This is a genomic window from Kribbella sp. NPDC000426, assembly GCF_040300265.1.
Lineage (GTDB): Bacteria > Actinomycetota > Actinomycetes > Propionibacteriales > Kribbellaceae > Kribbella.
In genome coordinates this window covers 418516-434692 of the sequence record NZ_JBEPDK010000007.1, presented here as the reverse complement: position 1 = coordinate 434692, position 16177 = coordinate 418516, and the positions used below count along the sequence as shown (strand labels likewise).

Here is a 16177-nt window from a genome sequence, read left to right as displayed (position 1 = left end):
GTTCGTCGCTCGGTGGACGTCCGATGCTATCCGACCGTGGGTACTTGGCGGGTGCCAGTCGGTAGGGCAAGGTGTTCCCGTGGCTGACGCGAAGGTGGTGCCAGGCAAAGCGGTGCCGCGGGGGCGGTTCCCGCACGTGAAGGTTTCGAACGGGTTCGCCTTCGTGTCGGGTACGTCGAGCCGGCGGCCGGACAACTCGATCGCCGGGGCGTCGGTGGACGCGATGGGGACGGTCGCGCTGGACATCCGGGTGCAGACGCGGGTCGTGCTGGAGAACATCCGGGACGTCCTCGCGGCGGTCGGGGCGGGGCTCGAGGACCTGGTCAGCGTGACGACGTACCTGGTGTCGATGAACGACTTCGGCGGGTACAACGAGGTCTATGGTGAGTTTTTCGACGAGTCCGGGCCGGCTCGGACGACTGTCGCAGTACATCAACTGCCTCACCCGCAACTGTTGATCGAGATCTCTTGTGTGGCGGCGATCCCGCTCGAGAAGGAGTGAAGATGACGAACCTGGAGTCGACGAACTTTCCGGAGTGGATCGAGGAGAACAGGCATCTGCTGAAGCCGCCGGTCGGCAACAAGCAGATGTTCCCGACCGGGGACGACTTCATCACGATGGTGGTCGGCGGCCCGAACCAGCGCACCGACTTCCACGTCGACCCGTACGAGGAGTTCTTCTACCAGATCAAAGGCACGATGCACGTCGACGTGATGACGGATGCCGGACCGGGCCGGGTGGACATCAACGAAGGGGAGATGTGGGTGCTGCCACGCAGCATGCCGCACTCGCCGCAGCGCGACGCGGACTCGATCGGCCTGGTGATCGAGCGGGTCCGGGAGCCGGGCACGCTGGAGAAGTTCCGCTGGTACTGCGCCAACTGCAACGGGATCGTGCACGAGGTCGAGCTCCAGGTGACCGATATCGTCGCCGACCTGCCACCGGTGTTCAAGGCGTTCTACGAGAGCGAGGACGCGCGCACCTGCCCGCAGTGCGGCACGCTGCACCCGGGTAAATGACGGTCGACGTCCACACGCATCTGGTCCCGCACGGCTGGCCGGATCTCGCGACGGCGTGCGGCGGCGACGGCTGGCCGTGGTTGCGGATCGACTCCGAGCGGGCCGCGATGATCATGATCGGCCAGAACGAGTTCCGCCCGATCGGACCGCAGGCCTGGGATCGCGGCGTACGTCGTGCCGATATGGATGCCGATGGCATCGATCTGCAGGTGGTCTCGCCGACGCCGGTGTTCTTCGGCTACGAGCGGCCGGCCGCCCAGGCCGTGAAGCTCGCGGAGATCTTCAACGACCTGACGCTGGAGACGCTGGCGGGAGACGAGCGGTTCGTGCCGTTCTGCCAGGTGCCGTTGCAGGATCCGGACCTGGCCTGTGCCGAGCTGGACCGGGCCCGCGCGGCCGGCCACGTCGGGGTCGAGATCGGGAACCACGTCGGCGACAAGGATCTCGACGATGCCGGGATCGTTGCCTTCCTCAACCATTGCGCCGAGACCGGTACGCCGGTGCTGGTGCATCCGTGGGACATGCCGGGCGGACCGCGGCTGGACCGGTGGATGGCGCGCTGGCTGACCGGGATGCCCGCCGAGACGCATCTGTCGCTGCTGGCGATGATCCTCGGCGGTGCCTTCGACGCGCTGCCGGCGTCGTTGCGGATCTGTTTCGCCCACGGGGGCGGCAGTTTCGCGTTCTGGCTCGGGCGGCTGGAGAACGCCTGGCACCGGCGCGGCGAGATCGTCCGTGGTTGCTCGCAGCACCCACCGTCGACGTACCTGGACCGGATCCTGGTCGACACGGTGGTGTTTGAATCAGCGCCATTGCGGCTACTTGTCGATACCTTGGGGGAAGACCGCGTTCTGGTCGGCAGTGACTATCCCTATCCATTGGGTGAGCGGCCGGTCGGGGAGGTGGTACGGAAGTCCGGCTTCCTGACCGCGGAGCAGCAGCACAAACTGCTGACGGCGAACGCCCTGAGCTATCTCGGGAGGTCTGAATGACCGAGGACCGATCGGTACTGACGCGTGAAGCGCGCGAGCCGGACGAGCAGCTGCGGTACGGCGACCACGCGGACCAGGTGATCGACTACTGGCACGCGAAGGAGTACCGCCCGCTGATCGTCTTCATCCACGGGGGTTTCTGGCGGCCGGAGTACGACCGCAAGCATGCCCGTCCCCTCGGCGAAGCCCTCTCCGACCTCGGCTGGCCGGTCGTCTCCCTCGAGTACCGCCGGGTGCCGGGCGATCCCGACGCGACGACGTCAGACATCCGTGCGGCGCTGGATGCCCTGCCCGACCTGGTCGACGTACACGCCGGCTACATCCTCGTAGGCCATTCGGCCGGCGGCCAGCTGGCACTCTGGCTCGCTGCGACCACCAACCCGGTCCGCCTCCGCGGCGTGATCGCCCTGGCTCCCGTGGCCGACCTGCTGATGGCAGACCGCCTGGACCTCGACGAGGGCGCCGTACAAGCCTTCATCGGCAGCGGCGTCCGCAACGACCTCGACCCGGTCCACCTCCCCGCCCCGATCGCCTCGGTAACCCTCATCCACGGCGTCGACGACACCAGAGTCCCCCTCAGCATCACCGAGTCCTACTTCGCCGCCCACCCCACCGCCCGCCTGGTCCGCGTCCCCCACTGCGCCCACTACGAACTGATAGACCCTCTGTCCACCGCCTGGCACGAACTAACCACCGAACTAACCCGCCTCACCGGCTGATCGGGGATGCGCCGCCAGACAGCGCCGCGGCCGGTCCCTTCGGGACTCACCCTCTGCTCGCTCTTGAGCTCCTCGAGCACGAGCCGGATGGTCTGGTCGCTGATCCCCGGCAGGGCTGTCCGGACGTCAGCAAGCCGGAACACCGGCGCGGCATGCTTCAGCACGTGAGTCCTGACGCGCTCCTGTTTCGTGCCTCCGCTGCGATGAGCAGCGGCTCTGCGCGCGAAGATCTGGTACGCCGACGCGAGCACGTTCACGAAGTACGACAGCCAGGGCCACGGGTCGGCCTGGTCGTCGTGCCAGTCATCGGTCGAGCGGAGAAGCGCGGCGTAGTACTCGTCGGCCGAGTCGGCGATGAGCTGTTCGAGCGAGACCCAGCGGCAGACCTCGTATCCGCCGTCGATCAGGAGAGCATTCGTCAGCGCGCGAGCGACCCGGCCGTTGCCGTCCGCGAACGGATGGATGACGAGCAGATCCAGCACGAACAGACCGACCAGAAGAACCGGGTGATGTCTGGCGTCCGCTTGAGCATCCCGATAGCGGCCGACGAGTTCGGTCAGGCACTCTGCGGTCTTCGCCGCTGGGACCGGTACGAACCTGACCGTCGTACTGCCGTCGGGTGAGCGGTCGACGACGAGATTGTCGTCGGTCTTGAGTTGGCCACCTGGATATGCGGTCTCCGACCAGAGCAGCCTGTGAAGATGCAGCAAGAGACCGATGTTGAGCGGATGCCAGTCCTCCTGGAACAGGTAGTCGAGCGCCTTGCGGTACCCGGCCAACTCCTGCTCACTCCGGTTCCGAAGAACGCCGGCTTTGCCGTCGATGATCCGCTCGGCCCGGGCGAGGTCCGGCACTACAACACCCTCGATGGCCGACGAGGCGGTGATGCTCTGGATCCGCGCACGGTTGGCAAGCTCGGTCAGCAAGGCGGGCAGTTGGTGCCGGTACAGCGCCTCACTACCGCGGCCGGTGTCGATCGACCGGAGGCGCATGACGATGTCGGCCGGGACCCGACCGATCACTCGGTCCAGGTCTGCGAACGAGCGCACCCAATCCTCCAAAGAAACCGATAAACATACTAAGTCCTTCTCATCTTAGTATGTTTGTTGGTTTTCTTGGCGCATTCCTGAGCCAAACTGGCTACGGTCAGTGGCCTGCGGCCACTGGTTGTCACCTCAGCTGATGCGTTTGGCGGCGGTGAGGAGGCCTTCGGAGGTGGGGAGGAGGGCTGAGACGAGGTTGTCGTCGTCGCGAACGGCGCGGATGAGGTCGCGCAGGGCCATGGTGTCGGGGTCGCGGTGGGACGGGTCGGCCACGCGGCCGCCGGTGAGGACGCCGGCGAAGGCGACGACGCCGCCGGGGCGGAGCAGGCGGAGGGCCTCGTGCAGGTACGCCGTGTTCTCGCGGCGGTCGGCGTCGCAGAAGACCAGGTCGTAGTGCCCGTCGGTGAGGCGGGTGACCACGTCGAGTCCGGCGCCGGCGATCAGCCGGAAGCGGTTGGAGGCGACGCCGGCGTCCAGGAAGGTCTTGCGGGCCAGGCGCTGGTTCTCCGCGTCGATGTCGACCGTGGTGAGCGTGCCGTCGGCGCGCATCCCGCGCAGCAGGGCCAGGCCGGAGACGCCGGTCCCGGTGCCGATCTCGACGACCGCCTTGGCGCCCGCGCCGGCGGCGAGCATGCTCAGGGCGGCCGCAGCGCCGGGGCCGATCGGGGCGACACCGCTGTCCGCGGCGCTCGCCCGCGCACCGGTGACGACTTCGTCCTCGCCGGTGTAGTCCTCGGCGTACGCCCAGGACGTCGGGTCGATGCCGGTGGCGATGGCGTCCTCCCAGTGGTCGGCGGAGTGTTCTGCGGCTGCGGTACCCATGCTGAACCAGAGCCTAGCGGTTGGAAGTCCGCTTTCCGTGCTGCACGCGCGGAGGTTGCGCACTCTTGCTCATAACAACGGGCCCCCAATCAGATATGATCGTCCCCAGGAGGACGTGAGGGGAGGTGGTGAGGAGTGCGGTCAGGCGCGGATGACGTCGATACCGGCTTCCTTGAAGACGGTCAGCTGGCTCTCGTCGGCCTGGGCGTCGGTGACGAGGGTGTCGATCTCGCTCAGCTCGCAGATCCGGGCGAAGGCCCGCTGCCCGAGCTTGGACGAGTCGGCCACCACGACCACCTTCGCGGCCCGGCTGACGATCAGCTGGTTGATGTTCGCCTCGCCCTCGTGATGGGCGGTGGCGCCGGTCTCGTCGATCCCGTCGACGCCGATGAAGGCGATGTCCAGGGACAGGTCGGACAGGATCCGGTGCGACAGCGGGCCGATCATCTCGTAGGACTGCGGCCGGGCCACGCCGCCGGTCAGCACCATCTTCACGTGCGGCCGGACGATCAGCTCGTTGGCGATGTTCAGCGCGTTGGTGACGAGGGTGAACGCGGGCTCGCCGTGCTCCGCGGACAGCTCCGGGCGGGTCGCCAGCGTGCGCGCCACCTCGGAGATCGTCGTACCGCCGTTCATCCCGATCACCATGCCGCGCCGGACCAGCGTGGCCGCGGCTTGCGCGATCCGCTGCTTCTCGGACGCGAAACGCGCAGTCTTGTAGCGCAGCGGCAGGTCGTACGACACCGCGTTGGCCACGGCGCCGCCGCGGGTCCGGGTGAGGAGCTGCTGCTTGCCGAGATGGTCCAGGTCGCGCCTGATCGTGGCCGCCGAGACGTGCAACTGCTCGGCGAGCTCGTCGACGTCGATGGCGCCCTTCTCGGCGAGCGACTCGAGCAAGGTGTTGAGGCGTTCATAACGCTTCACCCGGGGCTCCTCCTTCACACAATCGGTCAGCCGGATGGCGGCTGGTTGGCACCATTCGATCACGTTCGAGCAGTTTCGACCATGACAAGTGCGGAGACGACATGACCCAGACGCCATTTGTGAGCACTGAGATCGCCACTCAGCCGGACCTCTGGCGACAGGTCGCGGACGGTTTCGCGCAGTACGGCGGTGCACTTCCGCAGGCCGGCCAACGGGTCGCCGCGGTGGGCTGCGGGACCTCCTGGTTCATGGCGATGGCGTACGCCGCGCTGCGCGAGGACCTGGGCCAGGGCGAGACCGACGCGTTCGCCGGCTCGGAGTTCCCGGCCGGCCGCTCGTACGACGCCGTCGTGGTGATCAGCCGCTCGGGTACGACGACCGAGGTCCTCGACCTGATCCGTGAGACCGACCTGCCGACGATCGCGATCACGGCCACGCCCGGCTCGCCGATCGTCGAGCTGGCCGATCACACGATCATGCTGGACTTCGCGGACGAGCAGTCCGTTGTGCAGACCCGGTTCGCCACCACGACGCTGGCGCTGCTGCGCGCGTCGCTCGGCCAGGACCTGACGAAGGCCGCTGCGGACGCTCAGACCGCACTGACCATCGACGTGGACGACCTGGCCAAGCTCGAGCAGGTCACGTACCTCGGCACCCGCTGGACGGTCGGCCTGGCGCACGAGGCGGCGCTGAAGCAGCGTGAGGCCGCGTCGGCGTGGACCGAGGCGTACCCGGCGATGGACTACCGGCACGGTCCGATCGCGATCGCCCAGCCCGGGCGTGGCGTGTGGATCTTCGGCGAGCCGCCGGCGGGTCTGCTCGACGACGTCGCCGCGACCGGCGCCACCGTCGTACACCACGACCTGGACCCGATGGCATCCCTCGTCGTGGCCCAGCGCGTCGCCGTCGCCAAGTCCCTCGCCCTGGGCCTCAACCCAGACCAGCCCCGCAGCCTGACCCGCTCCGTCATCCTCGGCTGAGTCCCGCGACCGCACCGACGACGGATGCGGCCACCAGGCCGAGTCCGACCGTCACCAGGGCTGCGTGGGTGCCGAGAGCCGGTACGAATACGCCGGCGGTCGCCTGGCCGAGGGCTGAGCTCCCGACCCGGAGGCTGGCGGCTGAGGTGCTGACTCGGCCCTGCAGTGCGTGCGGGCTGTACTGCTGCCGGGCCGCGAACATGGCCGGCAGCGCCGGTCCCTCGACGAGTCCTGCTGCGACGGCCAGCAGCAGGAGTACGGCGAACGTGCCGGCGAGCGGCCAGGTCAGTAGCACCAGGCCGTACGCCGCGACCGAGAGCATCACCACGTACTCCGGGCGCCAGCGGGCCTGCCGCCGAGCGAGCAGCAGCGCCGTGGTGACGCTGCCGATCTCGATGGCAGTCCACAGATAGCCCGCTGCGGACTTCGGCATGCCCAGCTCAGCCATGTGCACTGGCAGAGCGATCAGCAGGATTCCGGTGAAGCCCATGAGCAGGGTCGTAGTGACCGTGGAGGCCCGCAGCCGCGGAGTGCGCGCCAGGTGGACCAGTCCGCCGACGACCGAGCTGATGAAGGACTCGCCGCCACCGCCGACCGGTGGGAGTGCAGGCAAGCGGCTGATGGCGACGATGCTGCAGGCCGCGGCCACCACGATCACCACAACGGCTGCGTCGACTGAGACCACTGCTGCGACCGTGGCCGCGGTTGACGGCCCGGCGATGGTCGCAGCGCTGAAGCTGACCGACTCGAAGGCGTTGGCGCGTGCCAGCCGCTCCGGCCGGAACAGGCTCGGCAGCATGCTCGTGAAGCCACCACTGACCAGCGGCAGCGTCGCACCGGCGACCGCGGCGAGCACAGGGGGAATCCACTGCGCGCTGTGCCCGACGGCCGCAAGCAGACCGAGCATGACCAGCGCCAGCGTCGCCTGGTTGACCGCGAGCGCACTGCGCCGGTGTGAGGTCCGGTCGAGCCACGCACCGAGCAACGGGCCGGTGACGATGGCCGGCAGCGCATAGGCCGCGCCGGTGATTCCGGCGAGCGTCGGACTGTCGGTGCGATCCAGCACAAGCAGGACGAGCGTGAACGCGACCATCTCGTCGGCGAACCGCGCCAGCGTCGACGCGAGGTAATAGCTGGGCACGCCGAACCTCCTGTAACGCAAACTGATCTGTTACGCGTTACACTAACAAACGCGTTACGGGAGGAGTCCAGTGGAAATTCAGTCTCCGGATCGGCTGATCCGGCTCGCCGTCGACCTGGTGAACACCCGGACTCGGGACCCCGAGCAACTCACGTCGCCGGCCGCGGTGCGCACGTTCTTGCTCGAGCACGGCGAGTCGGACCCGATCGAGGTGGGCGAGGACGACCTGGCCGCGGTCCGTGCCGTGCGCGAGCGTGTGCGACCGGTCTTCCACGCCGATCCCGCCCAGGCGGCCGGGCTGCTCAACGGCTTGCTCGCCGAGTACGCCGTACGCCCGTATCTGTCCGATCACGACGGGGCGCCGTGGCATCTGCACGTCGCCGAGCCGGATGCGTCGTGGGCGGAGTGGCTGGCGGCGACGGCCGCGCTGGGGTTGGCGACGTTCGCGGCCGGGCACGGGTTCGAGGCGCTCGGTGTGTGCGCCGCGGTCGACTGCGAGCGGGTCTTCGCGAACCCGGCCGAGCGGCGTCCGCGCAGGTTCTGTACGCCGAGATGCTCGAGCCGGTCACGCGTCGCGGCGTACCGCGCCCGCCGCGGCTGACCCCGGGAGTTAACGGATGCGAAACCAGTTTCGCTGAGGTCTAGTATTTGCGAAAGCGCTTGCGCTACTGTGCGGAACGGTCGGCTCGCCGATCGCCATCCCCGCAGAGGAGCTTCGATGAACAGATTCGCAATCCGTTGTGCTGCAGGGCTTTCAGTGCCGTTCTTGCTGGTGGCCTGCTCCAGTGCGCCGTCCTCGACCGGTACGTCCGGCTCCGGCGGACAGGTGACGATCACGGTCGGTGACCGTCCCACGAGTTCCGATCCCGCCAACCGGGCGGCGTTCGACAAACGGGTCGCCGACTTCCAGAAGGCGAACCCGGACATCAAGCTGAACCCGGTCGAGACGCTCTGGGACGCGACCACGTTCCAGGCGCAGGCGGCCGGCGGTCAGTTGCCGGACGTGCTCAACGTGCCGTTCACCGAGCCGCAGGGCATGATCGCCCGCAAGCAGGTCGCCGACCTGACCAAGGTGCTCAAGGACGACGGCCTGCTGAGCGAGCTCAACCCGAACGTGCTCAAGATCGCCCAGGACCAGTCCGGCAACGTGTACGCCGTACCGACCGCCGCCTACTCCGTGGGCCTGGTGTACAACCGCGACCTGTTCAAGAAGGCCGGTCTGGACCCGGACAAGCCGCCGACGACCTGGGACGAGGTCCGCGCGGACGCGAAGCAGATCGCCCAGAAGACCGGCCAGGCCGGCTACGCGCAGCTGACCACGAACAACACCGGCGGCTGGATGTTCACCACCCAGACGTACGCGTTCGGCGGTTCGATCGAGAACGAGGACGGCAGCAAGGCGACGTTCGACGACGCGCCGTCGAAAGCCGCGCTGCAGTTGCTGCACGACATGAAGTGGACCGACAAGTCGATGGGCCAGGCGGTCCTGTACGACATCCCCGGCATCTCCAAGGCCTTCGCGGCCGGGAAGATCGGGATGTTCATGTCGGCGCCCGACGGCTACCGCACGCTGGTGCAGCAGAACGGCCTGCCGTCGGCGGCCTTCGGTATCGGGCCGATGCCGCAGCAGGGCGGTGAGCACGGCACGCTGACCGGTGGCAGTGTCCAGATCGTCAGCCCGACGGCGACGGACGCCGAGAAGGTTGCGGCCGTCAAGTGGATCAAGTTCAACTACCTGAACAAGTTCGTCGACCAGGACGCCGCGGTGACGGCCGCCAAGGCCGGCGTGGCCGGGAAGCTGCCGGTCGGTACGCCGGGTCTTCCGGTGGTCGCTGCCGACCAGTGGGCGACGTACCAGGGCTGGATCAAGCCGTACGTCAACGTGCCGCTGGAGCAGTTCGCGCCGTACACGAAAGTGGCTGCCGACCAGAAGATCATCCCTGAGCCGCCGGTGAAGGCTCAGGAGGTGTACGCCGCGCTCGACCCGGTCGTGCAGGCCGTGCTGGGTAACGCGAAGGCCGACATCCCGGCGCTGCTGACGAAGGCGACCGGCACCGTGAATGCCAAGCTCGGGCGCTGAGTTGCTTCGCCGTCTACGCAACGGAGTACCGGCAGTGCTGTTCGCACTGCCGGTGCTCCTGATCTTCGTGGTGTTCTCGTGGGGCCCGATCGTCAAGGGCCTGGTGATGAGCCTCCAGCAGACCAACCTGATCGATCCGGTCAAGTGGGTCGGGCTGGAGAACTTCCGCTACGTGCTGTCCGACCCCGGCGTCGGTCAGGCGACTCTGAACACCATCTGGTTCACCTTGCTGGCTTTGCTGTTCGGCTTTCCGCTGCCGGTGCTGCTGGCGATGTTCCTGTCCGAGCTGCGAGGCAGGTCCTGGCTGTACTCGACGCTGGCCTACCTGCCGGTCATCACCCCGCCTGTGGTCGCCATCCTGCTCTGGCGGTTCTTCTACGACCCGTCGCCGAGCGGGATGTTCAACACGATCCTCGGCACGGTAGGGCTTGGGCCGTACCCCTGGCTGGACAGTCCGTCGTCGGCGATGCCGTCGATCGTGCTGGAAGCCACCTGGGCCGGTGCAGGTAACGCAGTGATCATCTACCTGGCCGCACTGACCTCCGTACGCGCGGACCTGTACGAGGCGGCCGAGCTGGACGGTGCAGGCGTCGTACGGCGGGTGTGGCACGTGATGTTGCCGCATCTGCGCGGTGTCCTGCTGCTGATGCTGCTCCTGCAGGTGATCGGGACCATGCAACTGTTCACCGAGCCGCTGCTGTTCACCGGTGGCGGACCACAAGGGTCGACGATGACGATTCTGCTGCTCATCTACAACTACGCCTTCGTCAACGGCGACTATGGCGCCGCTACAGCGCTCAGTGTGCTGCTGGCGGTAGCTCTCGCCGTGCTGTCGGCGGTCTTCCAGTTCGCCACGCGTGGCTGGAGTACGGAGTGAGTGGCGAGCGGGGTGCGCTGTCGGACGCCGACCGCCGGCTCACCCGGGTCCGGGTGCCGTTCGTCATCGGACAGGTCGTCGTACTGCTCGGACTGCTCGTGGCCGGGCTCGGTCCGCTGCTTTGGTTGCTCAAGGCAGCGATCTCACCGACACAGGACAGCATCCGTTCGCCACTCGCGTGGTTCCCGTCCGGCCAGGTGCAGTGGGGCAACCTCTCCACTGCCTGGCAGCAGGCCCACATCGGCTACTACCTCGGCAACACCGCCATGATCGCGGCCGGTACGGCGCTGGCGTCGCTGATCGTCTGTACGACGGCCGGCTACGTGCTGAGCGTGCTGCGTCCGCGGTGGGGCGCAGTGCTGTCCGCGGGCATCCTGGCCACGTTGTTCGTGCCGCACATCGTCTCGCTCGTCCCGCTGTACCTGACCGTGCTGAAAGTGCCGGTGGTCCACGCGAACCTGACCAACACGTTCTGGGCGGTCTGGCTGCCGCCCGCGGCCAGCGCGTTCAACGTGCTGATCGTGAAGCGGTTCTTCGACGGCATCCCGCGCGAGTACTTCGAAGCGGCCCGTATCGACGGCGCCGGGTCGGTCCGCGTGTTCACCTCGCTCGTGCTCCCGCTGTCGCGGCCGATCCTCGGAGTGGTCGCGCTGCTGAGCATCATCTCTTCCTGGAAGGACTACCTGTGGCCCCTGCTGGTGCTGACGAATCCGGATCTGCAGCCGGTCTCGGTGGCGTTGCCCAAGATCGCCAAGGTGACGGAGCTCAACATCCAGTTGGCGGGTCTGTTCCTGGCCCTGCTGATCCCGGTGCTGCTGTTCCTGGTTTTCCAGCGAGCATTTCTACGTGGTGTGGGCCTGTCTGGGGGAATCAAGGCGTGAAACGTGTTCTGGTCACCGGTGCGGACGGTTCGATCGGCCGGGCCGCTGTCGACGGCCTGCAAGCCGCCGGGTACGACGTGACCGGTCTGTCGCTGCGCTACGACCACAGCAGTACGGCGGACCGGCCACTGGTCGGCGATGCGCGGTCGGCCGAGGACGTGACGGCCGCGCTCGACGGTGTGGACGCCGTACTGCATCTGGCGGCCATTCCGCATCCCAGCCTGGGTACGCCGGAGGAGGTGTTCGAGAACAACGTCGCCGCGACGTTCAACGTGCTGGCACAGGCCGGACAGCAGGGGATTGGGCGCGCGGTGATCGCGAGCAGCATCAACGCGTTCGGCGTGCCGATGAACGTGAACGAGGTGGAGCCGGCGTACTACCCGCTCGACGAGGAGGTGGAGGCGGATATCGCCGATGCGTACTCGTTGTCCAAAAGTGTCGACGAGCAGAGTGCGCGGATGGCGTGGCGGCGTTGGGGGACCAACGTGATCGCACTGCGCTTCCCGCTGGTCAAGAGTCGCGAGGAACTGTTGAAGTTCGCGGCCAGGGCCGATGGCGATCCGTCGGTGATGGCTCGGGAAGGCTGGGCCTACCTGGACCTGCGGGACGGCGTACGCGCGATCATCGCGGCACTCGAGTCGGCGACTGCCGGCGCCCATGTGGTCGGGCTGGCTGCCGACGACATCCTGATCGACCGCAAGACCGATGACCTACTGCGCCAGTACGCACCCGGCGTCCCGTTGAAGCGACCTGTGCAAGGACGTGCGTCGCTGGTCGACACCACGCGCGCACAGGAACTGCTGGGCTTCCGCCCGCGGTACTCGATCCACGATCAGGCGGTGTCCGCGATCACCACGTGAGGTTCGACGTACTCGATGCCCGGCTCGAGATCGCCGTCCAGCAGCCTGTTGGCGACCTGGCGGCCGATCTCCTCGAGGCCGACGTCGATCGTGGTCAGGTGCCGGGTGCCGCGCTGGTCGTGCATCAGGCTCTCCCAGTTGTCGACGCCGATCAGCGCGATGTCACCGGGTACCTGCCGGCCGGCGGCCCGGACGACCCGTTCCACACCGCGGCCGATCGCGTCGCTGCCGCAGAAGATCGCGTCCAGGTCGGGAACCTCGGCCAGCAACTCGGTCGCGGCCTGCTCACCCCACTCCTCGCGCCAGCGCCCGAAGCGGACCGGCGCCGCCCACTGGAGTCCGGCGTCGGCGAGGACCTGGCCGGCACCCTCGGCCCGCCGTTGTGCGGCCATGTCGTGCGGCTCGGCGGTGAGGTGAGCGATCCGGCGCCGGCCTTGGGACAGCAGATGGCTGATCGCGAGCCGCCCGATGGCGAGGTCGTCGGCGGTGATCGTGGTGTCCCGCGGATCCTCGGGGACCGTGAAGGCGTTGATCACCGGGACGTCGAACCGGCTGGTGAACGACGGGGTCCGGAACGACGTGCTGGTGCCGATCACGATCACACCGTCGATGCGGCGGGCGCGGAGCTGCAGGATGCTCTCGTTGACGTCGTGCTGCTCTTCCATGCGCGCGTCGTACAGCAGGATCGCCTGCTCCTTGGCGCCGAGCTCGGTGGCCGCGGTGGCCAGCACCACGCGGGTGAACGGGTTCGACGCGCGGTGCGTGAGGACGCCGATGGTCTGGCTGCGGCCGCGGGCGAACGAGCGGGCCAGTGCGTTGTGGCGGAAGCCCAGCCGGTCCGCTGTGACGCGGACGTGTTCCCTGGTGGCCTCCGAGATCCGGTCGGTGCCGTTCAGCGCCTTGGAGGCCGTCGACAGCGACACCCCAGCGGCAGCTGCCACGTCGGACAGGGTGATGACGGAATCGGCCATGTGCACATCGTAGTCAGCTTCGAGCCGTTGACACGGGGCCCGGGGCGTATCAGGGTGTGATTTGCGAAACCGCTTTCGCTTCCCCTGGGAGGAGCACACTCCATGACCCGTCGCCGCTCCGGCGCAGTCAGTCTTCTCACGGCCGGTTTGCTGCTGGCCGCCGTAATCCAGTCACCTGCCCGCGCTGCGACGACCGCTGCGCCGACTCTGACCATCACGCCGACCACGGTCGGCAACACCTTCACCGTCGGGCAGCAGGTGAAGCTGGGCTTCAGCACCGACGCCGCCACCGTCAACTGGACGGTCCGCGACGCCGGCGGCACCGAAGTGGCCAAGGGCTCCGCATCGGCTGCCTCGCTCAACGGCCAGCTCCCGCTGTCGATCAGCACACCGGGCTGGTACCAGACCGACCTCACCGCGGTCGCGGCCGACGGCACGACCACGCTGGGCGGCACCGACTTCGCCGTACTGACTCCGCATGACTTCTCCACCTCCACCGACACCCGAATCGGTGTCGCTGGTGCGCTGGGCTTCGGCGGCGCCAACAATCCCGGTCTGGAAGCTGTGCCGCTGATGGCGAACGGTGGAATCTCCACGGACCGGGACGAGGCGTTCTGGTCGGCGGCTGAGACCACCAAGGGCGTGATCGAGTTCCCGCAGCGGTACAACGACTACAAGGCCGCGCTGGACGCCAACAACGTCGACTTCCTGAACATCCTCGACTACGGCAACACGCTGTACTACCCGGACGAGGCCCCGTCGACCGACGAGCAGCGTGAGGCCTTCACCCGGTACGCCGTTGCCGCCGTGGACCAGTGGGGTACCGAGCACACGACGTACGAGCTGTGGAACGAGTGGAACCTGCGCGACCCGAACGGCGCCGCGAAGGCCAGCCCGGAGAACTACGTCGCCCTGCTCAAGATGGTGAGCGCAGCGGTACGGGCGAAGCACCCGGACGTGAAGCTGACCGGTCCGTCGCTGGCGGTCATCAACGACTGGCAGGGCTGGTTCACCAAGTTCGCCGACCTCGGCGGGCTGGACTACGTCGACGCGGTGACCATCCACCCGTACGTGCAGCCGCTGGACCCGGAGGCCTCGGTCACCTACGTCAACACGATCCGCAGCATCATGGCGGCGCACGGCTCGACCAAGCCGATCTACATCAGCGAGCAGGGCTGGGCCACCGGTACCAACCCCAGCGCGGTGTCCGAGCCGGCTCAGGCGCGCGACCTGGTCCGCGGCAACCTGCTTGCGTACGGCAACGGTGTGGCGCGCTACAGCTCGTACAACTTCATGGACTCGGGCACCGACCCGTCGAACGTCGAGAACCGGTTCGGCCTGGTGCGCAACCGGCTCGACACCCGCGGCGCACTCGTCCCGAAGCCGTCGTACGTCGCTACGGCTGTGCTCGCCCGCCAGATCGACGAGCTGCCACTGATCGCCCAGACCCGCTTCGGCTCCAACGGGTACGACGTCGCCTTCGACGCCGGCAGTGGCCAGTCTGTCCACGCCGTCTGGTCGACAACACCCGGCCTGGTGAATGTGGCTGCACCGGCAGGCTCCCAGGTCCAGATCACCAATCTGTACGGCGCGACCACGACGCTGACCGCGGATGCGGGCGGGCATGTGTGGGTGTCAGCTGGACCGGATCCGTTCTACGCACGCGGTGCGATCACTGGCGTGGCTCCGTCCAACCGGTTCGCGCTGTCTGTGGCTCCGGAGATCGCCGGTGACCCGGCGACGGGCACGCTGACGTTCACGAACCCGGATGCGGTTGCGCACGCGTTCACTGTGTCCGCCGGTGGCGCCGAGACGACTGGCTCGGCCGCCGCGGGTGCCACGGCGACGGCTGCCGTCAGCTATCCGGCACAGGACTCGACCGGAGCACGTACGTACACCGCGGAGGTCAGCGTGGACGGCCAGCCGGTCGGACTGGTGTCGACGACTGGCACTGCGACTCCACCGCTGTCCGTGACTGCTTCACACGTGCTGAATGGCACTGGGAAGGACCTGCTGCGGTTCCGCGTCACCAACGCGTCGTCGCATGCGCTTCCGGTTGCCGGGCTGGACTGGGCCTCCGGTACGGCGTCTGGGACATTGCTGGCAGGCTGCACGATCGGTGCGAACGCCACGCGCGAGGTCGACGTGCCGATCACCCTCACCGCGCCCTCCACCTGGTCTGCGAGTCTGCGGCGTACCGGTGAGCCCGACATCAAGGCCTCCGGGACCCTGCTGCCGGTCAGTGCGCCGACAGTTGCCAAGCGGCACACGGTGAAGCTGGACGGGGTCATCGACCCTGCGGTCGCCCGTCAGCCTGCGATCGCCTTGGAGGGAACCGGCACGCCGCCGGTGACCGGCTGGGGCGGGCCGAGCGACCTGTCCGGTTCCCTGTGGATCAACCACGACGACAACAACCTGTACCTGTCGGCCAAGGTGACCGATGACGTGTTCTCGCAGCCGAACAGGGCCGGCAACATCTGGGGCGGTGACGGTCTGCAGCTCGGTATGACCGCCGGTGCGCCGGGGGAGACGCCCCAGACGCAGGAGATCGGTGCTGCGTTGACCGACGCCGGTCCGGTGGACACGTGGCGGTGGACGCCGACCAGTGCGGCCGGTGTGCCGCCGGGTGTCCAGGCCAAGGTCGTGCGTGACGAGGCTGCCCACACCACGACGTACGAGATCGCGATCCCGTGGAGCACGCTCGGGTTCGCCGCCAAGGACCGGCTGCTGTCGACGACCGTGGTGATCAACGAGAACGACGGCACCGGACGGCGTGGCTGGCTGACCTGGGGCAAGGGGGTCGCGGAGACCAAGAACCCCGCCCTGTTCAACGCAGTCCGGCTTGCGCCCGAGGTGGCGCGGTAGCC

General features: G+C 68.0%; 16 protein-coding genes. 11 read left to right on the top strand and 5 right to left on the bottom strand.

Going from position 1 to position 16177, the window contains the following annotated elements; all coding sequences use genetic code 11:
- The first annotated feature begins 79 nt into the window (after positions 1 to 79).
- The 4 genes from ABT313_RS33705 to ABT313_RS33690 are packed head-to-tail and all read left to right on the top strand — an operon-like array spanning position 80 to position 2731.
- Positions 80 to 502, top strand: coding sequence for a RidA family protein (locus ABT313_RS33705; protein WP_350862152.1), 423 nt, complete (start codon positions 80 to 82; stop codon positions 500 to 502).
- A 2-nt stretch (positions 503 to 504) separates the two neighbouring features.
- Entirely contained in the window at positions 505 to 1020 is a 516-nt protein-coding gene (locus ABT313_RS33700) for a 3-hydroxyanthranilate 3,4-dioxygenase (protein WP_350862150.1), read from the top strand.
- On the top strand, positions 1017 to 2012 hold the full coding sequence (locus ABT313_RS33695; RefSeq protein WP_350862148.1) for an amidohydrolase family protein: 996 nt from the start codon (positions 1017 to 1019) through the stop codon (positions 2010 to 2012). The genes ABT313_RS33700 and ABT313_RS33695 overlap by 4 nt, the downstream gene beginning before the upstream one ends.
- On the top strand, positions 2009 to 2731 hold the full coding sequence (locus ABT313_RS33690) for an alpha/beta hydrolase family protein (protein WP_350862146.1): 723 nt from the start codon (positions 2009 to 2011) through the stop codon (positions 2729 to 2731). Before ABT313_RS33695 ends, ABT313_RS33690 begins: the two co-directional genes overlap by 4 nt.
- Here the strand turns inward: ABT313_RS33690 and ABT313_RS33685 are convergent.
- From ABT313_RS33685 to ABT313_RS33675, 3 genes are all read right to left on the bottom strand, one after another.
- Positions 2659 to 3780, bottom strand: coding sequence for a Fic family protein (locus tag ABT313_RS33685; protein WP_350862144.1), 1122 nt, complete (start codon positions 3778 to 3780; stop codon positions 2659 to 2661). The two genes, ABT313_RS33690 and ABT313_RS33685, sit on opposite strands and share 73 nt — an antisense overlap.
- A gap of 126 nt (positions 3781 to 3906) precedes the next feature.
- On the bottom strand, positions 3907 to 4596 hold the full coding sequence (locus tag ABT313_RS33680) for an O-methyltransferase (protein WP_350862142.1): 690 nt from the start codon (positions 4594 to 4596) through the stop codon (positions 3907 to 3909).
- 141 nt (positions 4597 to 4737) lie between these two features.
- Positions 4738 to 5520, bottom strand: a complete 783-nt coding sequence (locus tag ABT313_RS33675) for a DeoR/GlpR family DNA-binding transcription regulator (RefSeq protein ID WP_134108530.1) — start codon at positions 5518 to 5520, stop codon at positions 4738 to 4740.
- A 119-nt stretch (positions 5521 to 5639) separates the two neighbouring features.
- Between ABT313_RS33675 and ABT313_RS33670 the strand changes: the two genes are divergently transcribed.
- Complete coding sequence (locus ABT313_RS33670; protein WP_350862139.1) at positions 5640 to 6500, top strand: SIS domain-containing protein; 861 nt, start codon at positions 5640 to 5642, stop codon at positions 6498 to 6500.
- On the opposite strand, the gene ABT313_RS33665 is transcribed toward ABT313_RS33670, so the two are convergent.
- Positions 6487 to 7641: an MFS transporter gene (locus ABT313_RS33665; protein ID WP_350862137.1), complete on the bottom strand. Its 1155-nt coding sequence runs from the start codon at positions 7639 to 7641 to the stop codon at positions 6487 to 6489. The two genes, ABT313_RS33670 and ABT313_RS33665, sit on opposite strands and share 14 nt — an antisense overlap.
- A 70-nt stretch (positions 7642 to 7711) precedes the next feature.
- Here ABT313_RS33665 and ABT313_RS33660 point away from each other — a divergent pair, with 70 nt between their 5' ends.
- From ABT313_RS33660 to ABT313_RS33640, 5 genes are all read left to right on the top strand, one after another.
- Positions 7712 to 8242, top strand: coding sequence for a CGNR zinc finger domain-containing protein (locus ABT313_RS33660; RefSeq protein ID WP_350862135.1), 531 nt, complete (start codon positions 7712 to 7714; stop codon positions 8240 to 8242).
- A 117-nt stretch (positions 8243 to 8359) separates the two neighbouring features.
- A complete protein-coding gene (locus tag ABT313_RS33655) occupies positions 8360 to 9721 on the top strand; it encodes an extracellular solute-binding protein (protein ID WP_350862133.1) in 1362 nt (453 codons plus the stop codon).
- 34 nt (positions 9722 to 9755) lie between these two features.
- Positions 9756 to 10598 (top strand): carbohydrate ABC transporter permease, encoded by an 843-nt coding sequence (locus ABT313_RS33650; protein WP_350862131.1) that lies wholly within the window; start codon positions 9756 to 9758, stop codon positions 10596 to 10598.
- Positions 10595 to 11479, top strand: coding sequence for a carbohydrate ABC transporter permease (locus ABT313_RS33645; protein WP_350862130.1), 885 nt, complete (start codon positions 10595 to 10597; stop codon positions 11477 to 11479). The genes ABT313_RS33650 and ABT313_RS33645 overlap by 4 nt, the downstream gene beginning before the upstream one ends.
- Positions 11476 to 12339, top strand: coding sequence for an NAD-dependent epimerase/dehydratase family protein (locus ABT313_RS33640; RefSeq protein ID WP_350862128.1), 864 nt, complete (start codon positions 11476 to 11478; stop codon positions 12337 to 12339). Before ABT313_RS33645 ends, ABT313_RS33640 begins: the two co-directional genes overlap by 4 nt.
- On the opposite strand, the gene ABT313_RS33635 is transcribed toward ABT313_RS33640, so the two are convergent.
- The gene (locus ABT313_RS33635) at positions 12312 to 13310 is read right to left on the bottom strand and encodes a LacI family DNA-binding transcriptional regulator (protein ID WP_350862127.1); all 999 of its coding nucleotides are present in this window, start codon (positions 13308 to 13310) and stop codon (positions 12312 to 12314) included. The genes ABT313_RS33640 and ABT313_RS33635 overlap by 28 nt on opposite strands.
- Positions 13311 to 13412: 102 nt before the next feature.
- Here ABT313_RS33635 and ABT313_RS33630 point away from each other — a divergent pair, with 102 nt between their 5' ends.
- A complete protein-coding gene (locus ABT313_RS33630) occupies positions 13413 to 16175 on the top strand; it encodes a sugar-binding protein (RefSeq protein WP_350862125.1) in 2763 nt (920 codons plus the stop codon).
- The last annotated feature ends 2 nt before the right edge of the window (positions 16176 to 16177 follow it).